At 40.8% G+C, this 16056-nt stretch carries 22 protein-coding genes and 1 riboswitch; of the genes, 8 read left to right on the top strand and 14 right to left on the bottom strand.

Translation table 11 applies throughout. The features are described from left to right. Window positions 1-2: 2 nt before the first annotated feature. The 3 genes from OKX00_RS06355 to kynU form a co-directional block, all read right to left on the bottom strand. The gene (locus tag OKX00_RS06355) at window positions 3-290 is read right to left on the bottom strand and encodes a hypothetical protein (RefSeq protein WP_265409831.1); all 288 of its coding nucleotides are present in this window, start codon (window positions 288-290) and stop codon (window positions 3-5) included. Between the two features lie 306 nt (window positions 291-596). Next, window positions 597-1223, bottom strand: coding sequence for an arylformamidase (gene kynB, locus OKX00_RS06350; protein ID WP_265409830.1), 627 nt, complete (start codon window positions 1221-1223; stop codon window positions 597-599). Continuing rightward, window positions 1223-2488 (bottom strand): kynureninase, encoded by a 1266-nt coding sequence (gene kynU / locus OKX00_RS06345; RefSeq protein ID WP_265409829.1) that lies wholly within the window; start codon window positions 2486-2488, stop codon window positions 1223-1225. The genes kynB and kynU overlap by 1 nt, the downstream gene beginning before the upstream one ends. Before the next feature lie 215 nt (window positions 2489-2703). After that, a riboswitch (cyclic di-GMP riboswitch) is annotated at window positions 2704-2788 on the top strand. Window positions 2789-2814: 26 nt separating this feature from the next. Here kynU and OKX00_RS06340 point away from each other — a divergent pair. Both OKX00_RS06340 and OKX00_RS06335 read left to right on the top strand, forming a co-directional pair. Further along, window positions 2815-2970 carry an anti-repressor SinI family protein gene (locus tag OKX00_RS06340; RefSeq protein ID WP_256227522.1) on the top strand — a complete coding sequence of 52 codons (156 nt, stop codon included), beginning with the start codon at window positions 2815-2817 and terminating at the stop codon, window positions 2968-2970. An 81-nt stretch (window positions 2971-3051) separates the two neighbouring features. After that, the gene (locus OKX00_RS06335) at window positions 3052-3381 is read left to right on the top strand and encodes a helix-turn-helix domain-containing protein (RefSeq protein WP_265409828.1); all 330 of its coding nucleotides are present in this window, start codon (window positions 3052-3054) and stop codon (window positions 3379-3381) included. A 266-nt stretch (window positions 3382-3647) separates the two neighbouring features. Here the strand turns inward: OKX00_RS06335 and OKX00_RS06330 are convergent, their stop codons facing one another. From OKX00_RS06330 to OKX00_RS06305, 6 genes are all read right to left on the bottom strand, one after another. Next, entirely contained in the window at window positions 3648-3980 is a 333-nt protein-coding gene (locus OKX00_RS06330) for a helix-turn-helix domain-containing protein (RefSeq protein WP_265409827.1), read from the bottom strand. A gap of 2 nt (window positions 3981-3982) precedes the next feature. Next, window positions 3983-4624 (bottom strand): class D sortase, encoded by a 642-nt coding sequence (locus OKX00_RS06325; RefSeq protein ID WP_265409826.1) that lies wholly within the window; start codon window positions 4622-4624, stop codon window positions 3983-3985. A gap of 3 nt (window positions 4625-4627) precedes the next feature. Continuing rightward, the gene (locus OKX00_RS06320; protein ID WP_265409825.1) at window positions 4628-5293 is read right to left on the bottom strand and encodes an LPXTG cell wall anchor domain-containing protein; all 666 of its coding nucleotides are present in this window, start codon (window positions 5291-5293) and stop codon (window positions 4628-4630) included. 81 nt (window positions 5294-5374) lie between these two features. Then, window positions 5375-6118 carry a TasA family protein gene (locus OKX00_RS06315; RefSeq protein WP_265409824.1) on the bottom strand — a complete coding sequence of 248 codons (744 nt, stop codon included), beginning with the start codon at window positions 6116-6118 and terminating at the stop codon, window positions 5375-5377. 77 nt (window positions 6119-6195) lie between these two features. Further along, window positions 6196-6759 (bottom strand): signal peptidase I SipW, encoded by a 564-nt coding sequence (gene sipW / locus OKX00_RS06310; protein ID WP_265409823.1) that lies wholly within the window; start codon window positions 6757-6759, stop codon window positions 6196-6198. After that, a complete protein-coding gene (locus OKX00_RS06305) occupies window positions 6756-7604 on the bottom strand; it encodes a hypothetical protein (protein WP_265409822.1) in 849 nt (282 codons plus the stop codon). Before OKX00_RS06305 ends, sipW begins: the two co-directional genes overlap by 4 nt. A gap of 288 nt (window positions 7605-7892) precedes the next feature. Between OKX00_RS06305 and OKX00_RS06300 the strand changes: the two genes are divergently transcribed. Beyond that, window positions 7893-9008 carry a CapA family protein gene (locus OKX00_RS06300; RefSeq protein ID WP_265409821.1) on the top strand — a complete coding sequence of 372 codons (1116 nt, stop codon included), beginning with the start codon at window positions 7893-7895 and terminating at the stop codon, window positions 9006-9008. Between the two features lie 126 nt (window positions 9009-9134). Here the strand turns inward: OKX00_RS06300 and OKX00_RS06295 are convergent, their stop codons facing one another. Continuing rightward, the gene (locus OKX00_RS06295; protein ID WP_156316334.1) at window positions 9135-9287 is read right to left on the bottom strand and encodes a hypothetical protein; all 153 of its coding nucleotides are present in this window, start codon (window positions 9285-9287) and stop codon (window positions 9135-9137) included. Window positions 9288-9377: 90 nt separating this feature from the next. Further along, window positions 9378-9527: a hypothetical protein gene (locus tag OKX00_RS06290; RefSeq protein WP_156316333.1), complete on the bottom strand. Its 150-nt coding sequence runs from the start codon at window positions 9525-9527 to the stop codon at window positions 9378-9380. Between the two features lie 374 nt (window positions 9528-9901). On the opposite strand from OKX00_RS06290, the gene OKX00_RS06285 reads away from it, so the two are divergent. After that, window positions 9902-11245, top strand: a complete 1344-nt coding sequence (locus OKX00_RS06285; protein ID WP_265409820.1) for a serine hydrolase domain-containing protein — start codon at window positions 9902-9904, stop codon at window positions 11243-11245. A gap of 19 nt (window positions 11246-11264) precedes the next feature. Here the strand turns inward: OKX00_RS06285 and OKX00_RS06280 are convergent, their stop codons facing one another. Both OKX00_RS06280 and OKX00_RS06275 read right to left on the bottom strand, forming a co-directional pair. After that, a complete protein-coding gene (locus tag OKX00_RS06280; RefSeq protein ID WP_082316160.1) occupies window positions 11265-11438 on the bottom strand; it encodes an aspartyl-phosphate phosphatase Spo0E family protein in 174 nt (57 codons plus the stop codon). A gap of 140 nt (window positions 11439-11578) precedes the next feature. After that, the gene (locus OKX00_RS06275) at window positions 11579-12175 is read right to left on the bottom strand and encodes a sulfite oxidase-like oxidoreductase (RefSeq protein ID WP_265409819.1); all 597 of its coding nucleotides are present in this window, start codon (window positions 12173-12175) and stop codon (window positions 11579-11581) included. A 114-nt stretch (window positions 12176-12289) separates the two neighbouring features. Here OKX00_RS06275 and OKX00_RS06270 point away from each other — a divergent pair, with 114 nt between their 5' ends. The 4 genes from OKX00_RS06270 to OKX00_RS06250 all read left to right on the top strand — a co-directional run bounded on the left by OKX00_RS06270 (window position 12290) and on the right by OKX00_RS06250 (window position 14708). After that, window positions 12290-12883, top strand: a complete 594-nt coding sequence (locus OKX00_RS06270; RefSeq protein ID WP_091003392.1) for a biotin transporter BioY — start codon at window positions 12290-12292, stop codon at window positions 12881-12883. A 166-nt stretch (window positions 12884-13049) separates the two neighbouring features. Further along, window positions 13050-13694 carry a TetR/AcrR family transcriptional regulator gene (locus OKX00_RS23215; protein ID WP_322114352.1) on the top strand — a complete coding sequence of 215 codons (645 nt, stop codon included), beginning with the start codon at window positions 13050-13052 and terminating at the stop codon, window positions 13692-13694. Continuing rightward, window positions 13684-14355: an MBL fold metallo-hydrolase gene (locus OKX00_RS06255; protein WP_265409818.1), complete on the top strand. Its 672-nt coding sequence runs from the start codon at window positions 13684-13686 to the stop codon at window positions 14353-14355. Before OKX00_RS23215 ends, OKX00_RS06255 begins: the two co-directional genes overlap by 11 nt. Window positions 14356-14372: 17 nt before the next feature. Further along, window positions 14373-14708, top strand: a complete 336-nt coding sequence (locus tag OKX00_RS06250; protein ID WP_265409817.1) for a YrdB family protein — start codon at window positions 14373-14375, stop codon at window positions 14706-14708. A 330-nt stretch (window positions 14709-15038) separates the two neighbouring features. Here the strand turns inward: OKX00_RS06250 and OKX00_RS06245 are convergent, their stop codons facing one another. Continuing rightward, window positions 15039-15977: a cation diffusion facilitator family transporter gene (locus tag OKX00_RS06245; protein WP_062233237.1), complete on the bottom strand. Its 939-nt coding sequence runs from the start codon at window positions 15975-15977 to the stop codon at window positions 15039-15041. Window positions 15978-16056 lie beyond the last annotated feature (79 nt).

Here is a 16056-nt window from a genome sequence, read left to right as displayed (position 1 = left end):
CCTTATATCAGATCGTGTTTTTTTATATACGAAAGCATTTTCTCTTTCTCCCGGTCGGTAAACTTGTATTCACAGTCGACCCCTTCGTCATGAACAATAAAATCCTGTACCTCGCCATCACGATCGAACACAACGAGTGCACTCGGATCATATAGATCACCAGGGAGTTTCGTCTCCGCTGACAAATCAAAATTCAGGTACACATTGATCCAATGCTCACCCTTCATTACTTCCGGATAAAAAGCGGTAAAATCCGCTTCAAAATAATTTTGAAATCCATACTTATACATAATGTTCCCCCGTATTGGCTGTATCTTCTTTTTTATTATAAACAATCGGAGGAGAGGAAACAAAGATGGCGGTTGTAGCAAAGGAGAGTTCTCAGGTGATGCTGTTATCTCTGGCTGCCGTTTACATAACTAGGTTTTGGCGGGTATTTAGGAGAATTCGGCGGGTAAACTCCCTGTTTTGGCGGGTAAATGCTTCAATTCGGCTTGTAAATGTATTCCGAGTCCTCGTTCTGAATTGAAAAAACGTAAAAAGAGATGATTTCAGTCCGAAAATCATTCGGCTCAACCATCATCTCATCTTTCACATTATATTTCTCTCAATACCGCACGCACAGGACTGCCATCCGCATCCTTTAACGGCAGCGGCAGCGCGATCAGCTCATATTCTCCTGGCTCCACATCATCAAGGACGATACCTTCCAGGATATTTATGCCGTTTTTACGCAAGGCATGGTGTGTAGGAAGCGCTTTGCTGTCGAGGACATCTACAGACGGCACATCAACTCCGATAAGCCTCACACCTTTTTCTGATAGAAAAGCAGCCAGCTCTTCATCAAGATAGGTGATTTTTTCCGGAAACACGGTTCTGTCCTGCCAAGAGCCTGTTTTCAGCAGCACACGCTCCAATCCGTCCAGCGGTTGATCTGCCAAATCCTCTGGAGCGATGACCTCTTTGCCCGTAACATCTATCACTATTGCTCTGCCGGCATAAATTTCAAGATCCAGCTCCAGTACCCGTTTTCCTTCACTATCAAAGTGATACGGCGCATCAATATGGGTGCCGGTGTGCGTGCTCATTTCCACTTTGCCGACATTCACAGATCCTGATTCTGCTTTCGTCCAGGCTAATTCAAACGAGTATGGGGTATCCCCCGGCCAGGTCGGAATGGACGTGGTCAAAGGCATGGAGATATCGATCAGTTTTTCAGCCATTAAGCAATCACCTCTCTTACGTTTGAAAACTTTTCATATTGCTTCTCACCCATGATTTTTTTTAGCCGCTGAATCGCAGTATGTACATCTTCAAAAGATGTATAGAGTGCTACAGGAGCGAGGCGGATCACATTCGGAGCACGGAAATCAGGCACGATGCCGTTCTCTTTTAAACTTTTGCAGATTCTCGCTGCTTCATCATGCTCCAGGCAAACATGCCCACCGCGCCGTATATCATCTCTCGGATTTCCGATTGTAAATCCAAAGCCGGCAAGTTCGGTTTCAATCAGCTCCATCATATAGCGTGTCAGATTAAGAGATTTTTCTCTTAGCCGGTCCATTCCCGCTTCCTCAAAAATTTCAAGCGAACCGATTAATGGTGCCGTGCTTAAGACGTGAGGGGTGCCGATCTGAAAGGCTCCTGCAGTATCCGCCGCCACGAAGTCATGGTTCATGTCAAACTGTTTATCTTTATTGGAACCGAACCAGCCGGCTAGTCCAGGCTCTTTACCAAAATGTTTAGCATTAATATAGAGTCCCGCAACACTGCCCGGTCCTGCGTTCAAATATTTATAGTTGCACCAGAAAGCAAAGTCAACATTCCATTCCGAAAGTTGATGAGGCACTGCCCCAATGGAATGGCATAAATCAAAACCGATCAATATTCCGCGCTTGTGGGCCTCAGAAGTTAAGCGTTCCATGTCCAAAAGCTGCCCGCTTCGGTAGAGCACGGAGGGCAGCACAATAAGAGCTGCTCCATCCGTCATAGCCTTGATGATGTCCTCTTCTTCAATCAGCCTGCCATCACGGCTTTTCACTCTGATCAGATGCTGGCCAGGGTCCAAGCTTCTTAAGGCCAGCTGGCTTTTCAGTGCATAAATATCCGAGGGAAAGGTCAGCTCATCTGCTAAAATTTTCGTTTTTGATCCTGAAGGTTTAAAAAAAGTGGATGTGAGCTGATGGAGGTTTCCAGTGGTGGATCCGGTAATAATGACTTCCTCCGGGTTTGCCCCAATTAGTGGCGACAATTTATTCCCTAGTTCCTCGCTAAGTGTATACCATGGATGCTTTCCAGCCATCCAGCCATCAATACCGCATTCCTTCCAATCATTTAGCGACTCCAACAGTGATTTCTCAGCTCTTTTCGACAAAAGCCCCAGCGAATTGCCGTCCAAATATAACACGCCTTCTTTTAAATAGAATTCGTTCTTAAAGTTTTTTAGAAAATCTTTTTCGTCAAGTTCTTTCCATTTCCCTAGTTCCATCACTCATCCGCCCCTTTTTTGCTCTCTCTATTTATCTTAAACAATTCAGGGGAAAGCATCAATGCAAACGCTTACTTTTCAATAATATTACAGTTATGTAACAGCCAAATTATGACAGATTCCTAAAGAATGAGATACTATAATAAAATCGTGAGTTAAGTACTAGTAATTGGTTAAAATTGTATGTATTTAAGTGACTGTCGGAATGCCACCCTCCAGTTAAAGGGCAAACATCGCTGAAAAGCATGGACGCAAAATCACAGGTCTAAGGTGAGTAACTATGATGGCTGGATTACCTGGAAAACCACCAATTTCAGGAGGGAAACATGGAAACCGTAAAAAAAACAGAGCTTGATCGTGAATGGGTAGCATTACTATTACAAGCCAAAAAGCAAGGTTTAAGCTTGGAGGAAATCCGTAGCTATCTTCAAAAAACGTACATACCATCAAATGAGCGAATATTTAAAGCGACATCGATCTGATGTCGCTTTTGGTCTATTTACAGCCTATCGTCCCTAAATGTATAATGGAAGCAAAATTTGTAGTAAAAAAGAGGGATTAACGTGATTGGTGAACTTGTAAAAAAATATCGCAAAGAAAAAGGTCTATCTCTATCCGCATTAGCAGAACGAGCAGGTATCGCCAAATCCTATCTCAGCTCCCTTGAGCGAAATATACAAACCAATCCTTCTGTACAGCTGCTTGAAAAGCTGGCAGTCGTCCTGGATATTCCTGTTGAAAAATTGCTGAATGAAAAAGCTGAGGTCAATGAGGCGGAGCTGGATTATGAATGGGCAGAGCTCGTAAAAGAAGCTATGGAGTCTGGTGTCAGCAAAGACCAGTTTAAAGAATTTCTTGAATTCAACAAATGGAAAAATAAAAATCAAAGCTAAACCGGCACCCTTTGGCGGCGCCGGTTTTTTCATACAAAAATATCGATGATCGGAACAAGTTCTTTAAATTGATAATGTCCGATATTGGCAATGGATAAATGGTCCCTTTTTTCCCACTTCAGAATTTGTTTTTTTTACATAATCAAAAGGTGCTCTTCCTCTTAGCTCATCATTAATAAAAATTTCACAGATGTTGCGGCCCATGTACACGACCTTTACTTTATTCCCCGCTGCTTCACATAAATAGACTCCATTTTCAAGGCGGATCATTTCGCTTCATCATCCTTTGTCTGCTGTTTCCAGCTTTCATACTGTATAAACGTACGGATTTCCTCCTGATTGATTCCCATTTCCTTTGCCTGAATGACGAGTTCCATCCACTCCTGGTCCAATATATCTGCTTCTAGATTAATGACCTTTTCCACAGGCACCTCCAGGGCTTTCGCCAGCTTTTTAATCATATATGCGGACGGGTTGTTTTTATGATTTTCTATGCTGCTCAAGTATCCTTTAGAGATTCCAGCCATCTCAGCAAGCCTTGTCACACTGTGGCCTTTCTCCATCCGGATCCTCTTAATCTGTGTTCCTAATTTCCTCACGATCACCGACTTCCTTTGCTGGTTAACAACCTTTCCTCAATTAACTTCGCCTTCACAATATACCGGTGTGTCGGGTGTTTGAACGGATGACAGGTTATTAACGTGATGATGTTTTCATTTTTACTGCTATGTAAGACTGATAGGTCTGCTGGTTTGACGATTTTTTTGGCGATCATCCGGTAGATCAGCTTTTCTTTTTTGGTTTCAATCGTGATAAGGTCTCCGGTTTTCACTTCTGTCAGCCGATTGAATTGCTTGCCGTACGTATAGCTTCGGTGGGCTGCGATCGCCGCATTTCCTTCTTCACCAATAGGAGTGGTGCCGGAAATGTGCCCTGCTGCAATCTTCAGGTTGGATAGGCTGGCTCCTTCCAAGATTGGCAAGCGGAGATGAATTCTTTTAATTTCAAGAGTTCCGAGCAAACTGTTCGGTAAGGGGTCTTTCCTGTCCGGTTTGGTTTCTTTTTTCGTTGTAGTAAGAACAGGACCCAGCTTTTTATAGCTGCTGACTGACTGTTTGGTTGGCGGGTGATCCCATGATTGAAGTAAATGGTTTTCCTTGTTCGTATAATAGTAGCTTTTTAGTTTTGGGTAACACATCGTAATGATGCCTGTGAGTATAAGGAGATATGCGATCCACTTCATCTTTTAATCCTTGTCCTTGTGGAAAGGATTCGGAATGATAGATTTCTTCATAAACAAAATTACTATTCCGACTGATATCAAAATTAACCCTGTTATATATATTAATAAGGGATCTTCTTCGCCTGTTTTTGGGAGTATTCCATCGTTGGTATCTTTTTCTATTGGATTATTCTTATCATCTATTTGACCATTACCTGTATCACCACTTACATAAAATAACAATTCGCTTGTTGTGGACATGCCTTGGTACCTATTATCTAAATCGGGTACAGTTATTATGAAAAATAACTTTTCTTTTGAAAATTGCTTTAGTTTTCTTAATTTAAAGCCTTTAAAATTTTTTAATTTGCCATTAAATAAAAGATCGGACTTCTGATCACTTATCTCTAAAAGAAGCTGGTTGTAATATTTTTTTGAACCTCCTTTATATATTGCTTTGCTGTTATACCCAAATTCTACGTTTCCATTATTTCTTATTTCTAATGAATCTTTTATTCTGTCTCCAGGTTTTAATTGATCAATATCTATTACATGCTTCTGTGGGAATGTATCTATATCAATTACATTTGGAGGGGCCTCAGCTTCTGTTTTCATTAAAGGAGTAAAGCTTAAAGATAATGCAGCTAATAAAACAAGAGTAAACATAAATTTCAATTTTTTATAATTCATAAATTTACCCTTTTCTTTTAATTTAGTAATAAAATAAGTGGGGATTTTAACCCCCACTTATTTTAAATTAATTACATAATATTATTTATCGTTTTTTGTTTCCTCTCGGTCATTAATATTATCGGTACGTTGGAAATTTCCTCCCCCTCCTTCAGAACCATTATCTATTGTTGAACTATCCAGTGTCTTACCTTCATATTGCAGACCAGTAAATGTAAAACCGATATTTGTTTCATCTTCTTGGAGATTATTTTGGTCCTGACCGTTATCTTTAAATTCCAACTCGTATTTTACTGCTTGAATTGGGTTAGTACCTGCTGCTCCACCAGGTGCATCAAGATAACCGATGTATTTACCTACTCCAGTAATTGATTTACCGTTTAGTGTTGTGTTGCCCTTAAAGAAGGAACTTAGTTCAGCTAATGTTACATGACTGTCATTATTTGCATCCATAGCAGGATATTTAGCTAGTAGGTTGGTATCTCCATAAAATAATTTATTTACCCAGATGTGATCTTTGCTTCCTTTATGATCGGTAACATCTGCTTTCATGAAAACGTTCATAGGAAGATTTCCTTGATTGTTTAATACCATTGCAGGCTCCTGATTGTCTACCATTGCGACAAGCTTATCTCCTGGCTTGAATTTATCCAATGTAAAATGCTCTAGATAAGGCGCCTCAGGCTGAAGATCAAGTTTACCGTTTGTAAATTTACTTTGAGCTGATACATCATCACTAAAGTATGCGAAAGTTCCCCCAATTGTGGCCATTGCTCCTACTGCGATTGTTGCCGTGCTTGCTAACAATTTTTTCTTTAAATTCATTTCTTATTTCCTCCCTATACCTATGTAAGGTTTTTTTATATTGACCTTTCCGCATTAAGCGAAAAAGGAACAACCAATTAAGCTACTGCGTTTTTTTCTTTTTGTTTATCCCATCTGGAAAGTAATCTCCAAACGGAAATAATCTCAACTAAAATTAAGAGTAATCCTGGAATAATGAGCATGATGCCTAATCCTTTTTTAGATTGAAGAAAAGAAGATACATAACCGAAATATGGTATTTCTGTGTTTGAATATTTTCCTAAGACGTTCTGCGGAGAGACTGAAAGCGGATCATTGGCCTGGTTATTATCACCTTTTGTAATATATTCAACCATTTGACCTGTTCCTTTAACTTCCTTAATTCGGTGAGTAACAATGGTATTTTTCTTTATTGGTGAGTAAAAAGTAATCACATCACCTTTTTTCAATTTGGTTGGATTTTTTAATTCCTTTATAAAAATTGCCGAACCGGTTTTAATTGTAGGCTCCATTGATCCTGAAAGAACCAGCATCATCTTTTGGCCAAAGTATTTAGGTGTTCCCCCAGAAAGTTTAGAGGATATTGCTAGTGTAGTCGCTAGGATTAAACAAAGTACCAGCATACCAGAAGCAATACGGCTTATTATTCTTAGGACTTTCAATTTTCATTTCCTCCCTTATCTTCATAAGAATTTGTATTAGCTTTATTTTGGTTTTGGGCTTTATCCCTATTTTCAGTTTTTGTTTCTTCTGTTGTTTCTTCTGTTGTTTCTTCTTGTATTTTTTGTTTTATTTCTTCGTTTACTTCTTCTTTGCTTTCTTGTTCGTCATTGGCTGTATTAGAAATATCTTTATTTCCTTCTTGATCGACTTCTTTTATGGGTTTTTCTACTTGATCGGAAACAGTATTTTTCTTCGTCTCTTCTTTGGTATTTTTTGTTGATTCACTATTTTTTGTATTATCTTCTAAATTTGAGCTTTTTTGAATCCTTTGTTCTACGCTGCTACACTTTCCGTCATACTGAACTGAATCACTTGGCGGCATACTATTTCCCGGGTGTCCTTGTTCCTGGTAAACACGTATAATATATTTTCCAGGTCCATATTTAGACAAATCGTATTGAATGTTATAAGACTCTCCCGGAGCTAACCGTTTTGGAATCTCATCCTTTGTAACAAGGACATCTCCTTCTTTTTGATTTTTATCTATGTAGATACCAAATCTTAAAATTGTATTCATAGGTCCTGCACCTTGTTTGTTTCTAAAAGCTGCACTTATAGTAGAACAAGTTAACTCTGTTGTGCCATTTACATATTCTAAGGAACTTTTGCCCCATTCTATTTCAGATTTTAGAGTTAGGTGTTTGCTTAACTCATCTGAAAAATATGCGGAAGTTGTTGTTCCTCCACTTAAATACCCTATAGATAAAATGGCGATATAATATACAGCAAATAGTTGTAAAAGGATGAGTTTGAGATAGTGAATGTATCTTTGCATTGGTTTCAATCTTTTTTTTCTAATCTTTTATCCCTCCTTAATCCCAAACTTATAGTTCTTTTTAACGAACAACTTGTGTTCAGTATAGAACGATTTTACTATTTGAAAAACCCGTAAAAATGGTTAATTTTGTTCTTTTTAACGTACAAACATCCCGGTTATCTACTTAAATCGTTTATTTTTGTAATTTTTCGTTATTTTTAAAGAACAAATCGTTCACTTTATAGAACGGATGTGATTTTGTTCTTGAAATCCCTGCTCAATCGCCTAGTATGGAGGTAGGAGGAAACGCTTACTATGAAAAAAATAACCATCATTTCAAGTATCTGTGTTGTCATCTTGCTGCTGGTCCTTATTCCTGTTCTAAAAAACAAACCGGCTCAGGAAAGCAAATCGGAGCCTGCAAGCAGCGAGGGGCAAAATAAGGACAGCATTAAAAAAACAACGGATAAACCGCCAAAAAAGACGGAACCTCAAGAGACCGTCCACACGGCAACGGTCGGGGCGGTTGGGGATATTCTCATTCATGACCGGGTATACAATAAAGCGAAAAAACGGGACGGGTCCTATGACTTTAATCCGATGCTGAAAGAGGTAAAACCCTATTTGGAGAAGCCTGATATTACGGTGGCCAATCAGGAGACGATGATTGGCGGGGAAAAGATCGGATTATCCTCCTATCCTTCCTTCAATTCGCCTCAGGAAGTCGGGGATGCGCTGAAGAAGAACGGTGTGGATCTGGTCACGATTGCGAACAACCATACGCTGGATCGAGGAGAGAAAGCCATTTTAAGCGCGATCAACCATTGGAATGAGATTGGCATGCCGTATACAGGTGCTTTTCAATCATCCAAGGATCAAAAGATCATCCGTATTCTGAAGCGAAATCAGATCACCTTCTCTTTTTTGAGCTATACCTTTGGGACGAACGGCATCTCTGTACCTAAGGGCAAACCGTATCTTGTTAACCTGATCGATGTGAAGAAGATGAAAGCAGACCTCCATCAGGCAGAAAAAATTTCTGATGTTGTGGTGATCAGTCTCCACTTTGGGAACGAATACGAGCGGATGCCAAATGAGACACAAAAAGAACTTGTCCAGATGGCAGCAGATTCAGGAGCAGATATCATCATAGGGCATCATCCTCATGTACTTCAGCCGGTTTCCTGGATAAAGAAAAAGAACGGAGAGCGGGCTTTTGCAGCATATTCTCTTGGCAACTTCTTTTCTGGACAGACAGGCCCTTATAAAAACATCGGGGGAATGATGGATATCAAGGTGAAGAAGATTCAAAGAGGAAATAACGTTAAAATTGAGCTTGAAAACCCTGCATTTCTCCCAACCTGGGTTGACCGATCATGGCATGTTCATCCGATGCAGGACGTAAAAACGCAGAAAAAAACAGTATCGTGAAATAAAAAAACATATGAACCAATATGTGCCTGAACTGCAGTTTTCATTTTAATAAAAAAAGGAGACCCGGTCTGATCTTAACTTCACCCCTATAAAATTGGGGGAAGATCAGGCTAGGTCTCCTTTTTATGCTTCGCCTTTTGATTTCGGGCTTTTTGTATCGCGCTTTGGAATATCATCTGCGAACTTGTCGTCAGAGAACTCTACGTCTGTCATGCTTTCTGTCGGGGTTTGATTGTTCTTGGCGGCAGCATCTTTGGAATGTTTTCTTTTAGCCATCTGGTATCGTTCCTCCTTTTAAATTCCTATATAGTGTGTGAAGAAATGGAGGATCTGATTCCAAAAGAAAAAGCATTCCGAGTAGGAACGCTAATCGCCAATGGCTTTGCTGACACAATGGTCGCAAACGGCTATTTGTCTTTCTTCCCAGCTGGTAAGCTCATTGTTGCAAACCATGCAATGCTCGGACTGCATAGCGCGTTGATCTCCTTGCTGGTTTTCTTCGTTCACAAAGTCCATGATGGAATCCGCCTCCTTCTCCCCTAGTATATTCAAAAAAGAAGACTGCTTATTCTATACTATTGTTTGATATTTCTGACAAAAATCCTGCTTCTTCTAACATTATTTTTAAAAAATAAGCTATGTTAATCCATGTTGTTGTTTTAGTGGGGGTGATTGAACCGCCATATGAAAAGCAGAAGGGTATAAGCCAGCTTTTTCCCATCTGCTTTTCAGGCGCTTCCTTTGTTTCACAAAACAGCCGGCTCTTATAATCGCCAGCTTTCACCCCTAATTATTGGTGAAAAAGACTTGTTCTTTTGCCGCCTTCTGTTCAATAAAGGAGAAGCTCTCCTTTTTGCAGAATGTTTTGTTCTTATACAGGAGGAATGGATATGACCCGACTTATAAACAAAACAACATTAAAAGCAAGACTGAAAAATTATATGACGGCGTATGACCGATTAGGCTTTTTTAATGGCTCTGTGCTTGCAGCATATAAAGGAGAAATCTTGATTCATGAAGGATATGGTTCGGCCAGCCGGACGTTCAACATTCCGAATTCACCTCAAACCCGCTTTCCGATTGCTTCCCTGACCAAAAACTTTACGGCAGCGGCTATCCTTTTGCTTGAGGAGCAAGGTTTAATGAAACTCGAGGATACCGTGGCACTTTTTATAGCGGGGCTCACCTATGCTAAACAAGTGACCATACATCAGCTTCTTTCCAACACATCTGGAATTTCCGATTTTACCTCCATGCAGGATTATTGGACAAAAGAGATGAGGCTTCCCGCAGATCTTACTGGACTGATCCATAGAATCAAAGACAAACCTCTTGAATTTGAGCCTGGTTCTCAATACAGCTATTGCAACTCAAATTACATTTTACTGACAGCAATTATAGAAAAGGTTTCAGGACAATCCTATGCCCATTTTCTTCAGGAAAATCTGCTAAAACCGTTTGGCCTTAAGAACACCGGTGTATTGGACGGAAGAACCATAGTTCAAAATTTGGCATCAGGTTATACGGTAAATAAAGACTTTGTGCATCCTGATTATATTGATATGAGTTTTCCGCTTGGGGCATATGGTATGTATTCTACTACTGAAGATCTGTTTAGGTGGACAGAAGCGGTGTTTTCCGGAAAGGTATTGAATAAGAGGTCGCTAAATATTATGCTCACACCTTTCGAAGGCAATTATGGATATGGCTGGGGTTTTGATAAAATCGGCCAAACTGCGGCCGCCTGTCATTTTGGTGATGTGAACGGATATTGTGCTGAAATGCTGAAAAGCCTGGATGGTGAGATCACGGTGATCGTCATGAGCAATTTTAATTTAACCCCTGTTACAAAAATAAATCGGGACCTGGCAAAAATAATACTGCATGAAGAAGTACGAAGTCCCGTATTTTACGAAGAACGAATTAGGGAGACTGAGATTTCTGCAACTGCACAAGGAACGTATTCTTCTAAAACGAATGATGCCTCTTTAAAGCTTGAACAGGATGGAAGGACATGGCTCCTAACCATTCCAAAAAGGTATGGAGTTCCATATACAATCCCGTTACTTCTTGTATCTAAAACAGATGCTGATTATGAATTCATCTCCAGCTTCACACCTGAAAAAGTTAAAGTGATGATGAATGAGGAGAACAAAGAAATCGTGGTAATCCACGAGGACACGGACGGAATAAAAACTCATTATACAAAATATAAAGAAGCAGCTAGTAGGTAAGCTGCTTCCTTTTGTTATGTTATTTATAGGTTGGTTTCAATTGTCGTTGATAAAGAGTGATCAGTTCATCAAGCTCTTGGCTGATTTTTACGATGGCAGGGTCTGAGTAACTGTTTGCCGATCGGCATGATTGATATAACTTTTCCTTAACTTTCTCCATCTGATCACAGACGGATTGAAGATTACAGTTCACGGGCACTTCTTTCCTTTCCTTACCGAATAGAGCATAAACTACCCTTAATTACAATATCGGTCCATCTGGGAAAATTTACATGTATTTTTTAAGGTTTTTATAAATATTTTTGATTTTTTTGCTTACATGATCATTGTTTCTTAGTCCCAGCTGAAGCGCTCTTCCTTCCAAGGATCTCCATACATATGATAGCCATTTTTCTCCCAAAAACCTGGCGTTTCCATCGGCAGAAATTCAATGGCACGGAGCCACTTCGCACTTTTCCAGAAATAGAGATGCGGAACCACTGCACGGAGTGGATACCCATGCTCCGGCGATAACGTTTGTCCATTGTGCGTATGAGCCAGCAAGCTGGTTTCCTTTAAAAAATCATCCAAAGGAAGATTGGTTGTCCATCCTTCTTCTGCATGCAGAAGGACGTACTTGGCCAAGGGATGAATACCAATGTCTTTTACAACTTCTTTAACAGCCACTCCTTCCCATACGTTATCCAATCTGGACCAGCCGGTGACACAATGGATATCATTCGTGGCCGATGATTTCGGAAGTGCCATGAGCTCCTCGTAAGTAAAAGTTGTCGGGTTCTCCACCATTCCGTAGATTTTCAGATCCCATTCACTTAAATCCTTGTAGTAAGGAACATTACCATAATGAAGAACAGGCCAGCGGGTTGTAACATTCTGATTCGGCGGCACCCTCTCATTATCCTTTTTCTTCGGTATTTTTCCAAAAAACATGTGATGCACCTCCAATAATATCAATATGTAAACCTTATTTAAAAATTAAGTTGACAATAGTCTGTCCTCTGAATTACCATCAATATAGATAAATTACCACATGAGGTGAACCTAATGAAGTTTAGAGCGATTGATTTAACACTGGCCGCCATGTTTGCGGCATTGATGGCAGTAGGAGGTAATATTACAGCATGGATTCCTGCCCTCGTCTTTGGGCAAGTGCCTGTCACCCTTCAAACCTTCTTTTGCATTTTGGCCGGTCTGCTGCTCGGAAGCCGTCTCGGCGCTGTATCGATGATCGTATACACACTTGTCGGTCTGGCTGGTGCTCCTGTGTTCGCAGGATTCTCCGGGGGTCCTTCCATCATTTTCAAACCAACCTTCGGCTTTATTTTATCATTCATTCTTGCCGCTTATGTAGCAGGAAAAATTCTTGAGATGGCGAAAAAACCAAGCCTGCCGGTTTTCTTTCTCGCTTCCTTTGCCGGTTTGATCGTCAACTATTTTGTCGGCACTACTTTTCTCTATGCCGCGCTGACAAACTGGGCATCTGTTGAAGGTGTCACCTATCTTGGCACTTGGAAAGGAATGCTTCTGTTCCTCCCAAAAGACGTGATCCTGACGGCAGTTACTGCTGTAATCTCACCGCGAATTTATAAGGCAGTCGCTAAAAACCGCCGCAGCACATCGAATTCAAACGCAGCTTAAATACAAAGAGGTACCTCCTGAATGCAGGATGTACCTCTTTTTTTTATGCTGCATAACCCAACATCCAGTAAGAAAGTTTTGTCGAACAAAAAATTTTGACAATTATATGTTGAATCGAATATATTATAACCAGTGGTTAGTAACCAATGGTTAGGAGCGATTGATTATGGCAAACAAGCAAGAACTGCGTTCGGAAGAAACCAAGAAAAACATCCTTGAAGCAGCTGGAAGACTTTTTGGCAAGCGTGGATATGAAGTCGTAACGATAAGAGAGATCGCAAAAGAAGCCGGATGCTCGCACACGGCCATCTACCTCTATTATAAAGACAAAGAATCGCTGCTCCATCATTTAGCGATGCCGCTCTTACAGGAGCTTAAACTGCAGCTGGAGGATATCTCTCATCGCCAGGATGCGGGAGGGTCCGCTAAATTAAAATCCATCTGCCGGACCTTTATTGAATTTTGTCTCCTGCATCAGAGTATGTACACCACATTTATCACTGCCAGTTCTTCCAGAGTGGATGAACAAAATCCAAAACTGCAGATCAACAAAGTCCGGATTGAGCTTTTCCAGCTGTTAATGAGTGTATTGAAAGATGTGCTCGGTATTTCTGATAATGAACAATCCCTTGCCTTTGCCCGTATCCTTTTCTACAACCTGCACGGCATTATTAGTACCTACCTCAATCATAAAGAGCCTCTTCAAGAGCTCCTTGTGCGTCTTTCACCCACCTTTGAACAAAGCGTAGAAGCCCTTTTTCTCGGTTTTCATGAAATCATAAAAAAAGGAGCGAATAACCATGAAAGTTGAACAGATCTCCCCTCATATTTGGAGCCTGAAAACATGGATGATCATACCGATCCATGTTTGGGCTGTTCGCGGTAAAGAAGGAATCACTCTTGTAGACGCAGGAATTCCGATGATGGCGAAAGGAATATTGAATACGATAAATCAGCTGAATGCCGGCCCTCTGCAAAGGATATTGCTGACACACGGGCATTCGGATCATACCGGATCCATTTCAGCCATCCTGAAGGATCTTGATGTTCCGGTATACGCCCATTCACTTGAAATTCCTTATCTGGAAGGTGACCTTGCCTATCCCCGCAGAAAGAAGGCTGCTGCATCGGTCTCAAAGGGCATTACCCATCCCCTGTCTGCTGGAAACGAGGGTGAACTGGAACTCATTGATGGAATAAGACCCTACCTGACTCCGGGGCACTCTCCCGGCCACACTGTTTATTACCACGAAGAAGATCAGGTCCTTCTTGCAGGTGATCTGTTCACTTCCAAGAAAGGAAGGCTTAAAAAACCGATGCCGATGTTTACAGCTGATATGGAGGAAGCCTTCAGGAGCAGCTCCATCGTCAGCCAGCTCAACCCGAAACGTCTTGAGGTTTGCCACGGAGACACCGTTCTTCATCCCGAAGCACAGATGGCTGACTATCGTTTAAAGGCAGGAATTCAATAAGAAAGCGGGGAATCATCATGGCCATATTGGGGCCCTTTCTTTTAGGTGTGCTGTTTTTATCAGAGCTCTTTGTATTGGGAGCCTTTGGATACTGGGGATTTCACATGGTCAGCGGATTTTCGAAATATGTTCTCTGCCTAGCAGCTCCGCTTCTGGTTGCAATCTTTTGGGGAATGCTTCTTTCTCCAAAGGCATCGATTCCGATCCCTATTTCTTTGCGTACCCTGATTCAGCTCACTGTGTTTGCTGCTGGTGCCATTGCGCTTTATACCTCCGGACACTCTAAATCAGCCCTTATTTTTTTCCTGATTGCCAGCATTGATCTTTTGCTCATCCGGTTTTTTAGATTATAAATTCTTTAATCCCTATTTTCTTCATAAAAAATCCCGAATAATGAACGTTTTTTAGGATCCATCATTCGGGATACAGTACATACCTAGGCCAGGTTAGAATACGTTTCTTAATAACGCTACGATAGTAAATACAATAATTAAAATAGGTATCGTTAAAATGATGTACCAAAAAATGCGTGCTGCCAATGATTTCTTTTCGCTCATAGAGAACCCCTTTACGGTTGTAGCATAAGTATTGTCCTCATTTTAATCAATATGCAGCAGTTATGTCCATTTCCTTGCACCCGAAAAAAAGAGCCCTTCACCATTTTGAAGAACTCAAAAAGAAATTTAGGATTTATGTGTTTCTAAAAACTGCTTGCCGTACTCTCCATGGTGATGGATGGTGGCGTGTTCAATCTGAACGGTTGTATGTTTGAGTTTGTATTTGTCCTTCAGCATCTCATTAATGGCAAGAATGACACAGAACGGCTGAATGTTTTCATTAATGAAAACATGGGCGGTAAGAGAATGGTGATCACTGGTCACCGTCCATAGATGTAGCTCATGAACATCTTCTACACCTTCTACTTGATAAATATCCGCTCGGATCGCTTCCAGATCCAAACCTTCTGGAACAGATTCCATTAGGATCATGTAGGATTCTTTTATAATCTTGTAGCCTCCTGTAAAGATGATCCCGCCGATGATCAAGCTGATCAGAGGATCAAAGAAATATAGATCGGTAAATTTAATGAGAACAGCAGAGATAATAACCCCGATTGAGCTCAGCAAATCTCCGATAAAATGCCAGAGAGCACTTTTTACATTTAAGTTTTCCTCTTCCTTCATGCTTCGGCTTAGGACAATGGTCAGCACAAGGTTCACGGTGAAGCCGATCACTGCGATGATCAGCATCAATTTAAAATCGATTGTTTCCGGCTTGATAAAACGCTTGATGCCTTCAATAAAAATACCAATGGCAATGATAGCCAAGGCAAGCCCATTCAGAAAGGAAGCGATGATTTCAAAACGCAAAAAACCAAAAGTGAATTTGGCATTCGGCTGCCGGGTAGCGAGGTAAATGGCCAGCATGCTTAAACTGAGTGCCAGCACATCAGAGACCATGTGGGCAGAATCCGATAATAGTGCAAGTGAGTTGGAGATCAGCCCGCCGATTACTTCAACGATCGTAAAAAACAGGGTCAGCAAGAGGGTAATCCACAACGTCTTCTTTGACCGGCTCTGCACTTTTACATGTGGGAGATGGTGATAATCGTAATCAGCCATTGAACAATCCCCTTTCCTTTATGTATTTTAAAATTATTATAAAGTAATAATAATTATATTATAATACAACTCCTGGAAT

It is taken from the genome of Fictibacillus sp. KU28468 (assembly GCF_026153615.1).
Taxonomy (GTDB): domain Bacteria; phylum Bacillota; class Bacilli; order Bacillales; family Fictibacillaceae; genus Fictibacillus_C; species Fictibacillus_C marinisediminis.
This window is presented reverse-complemented; position numbering and strand designations above follow the sequence as displayed.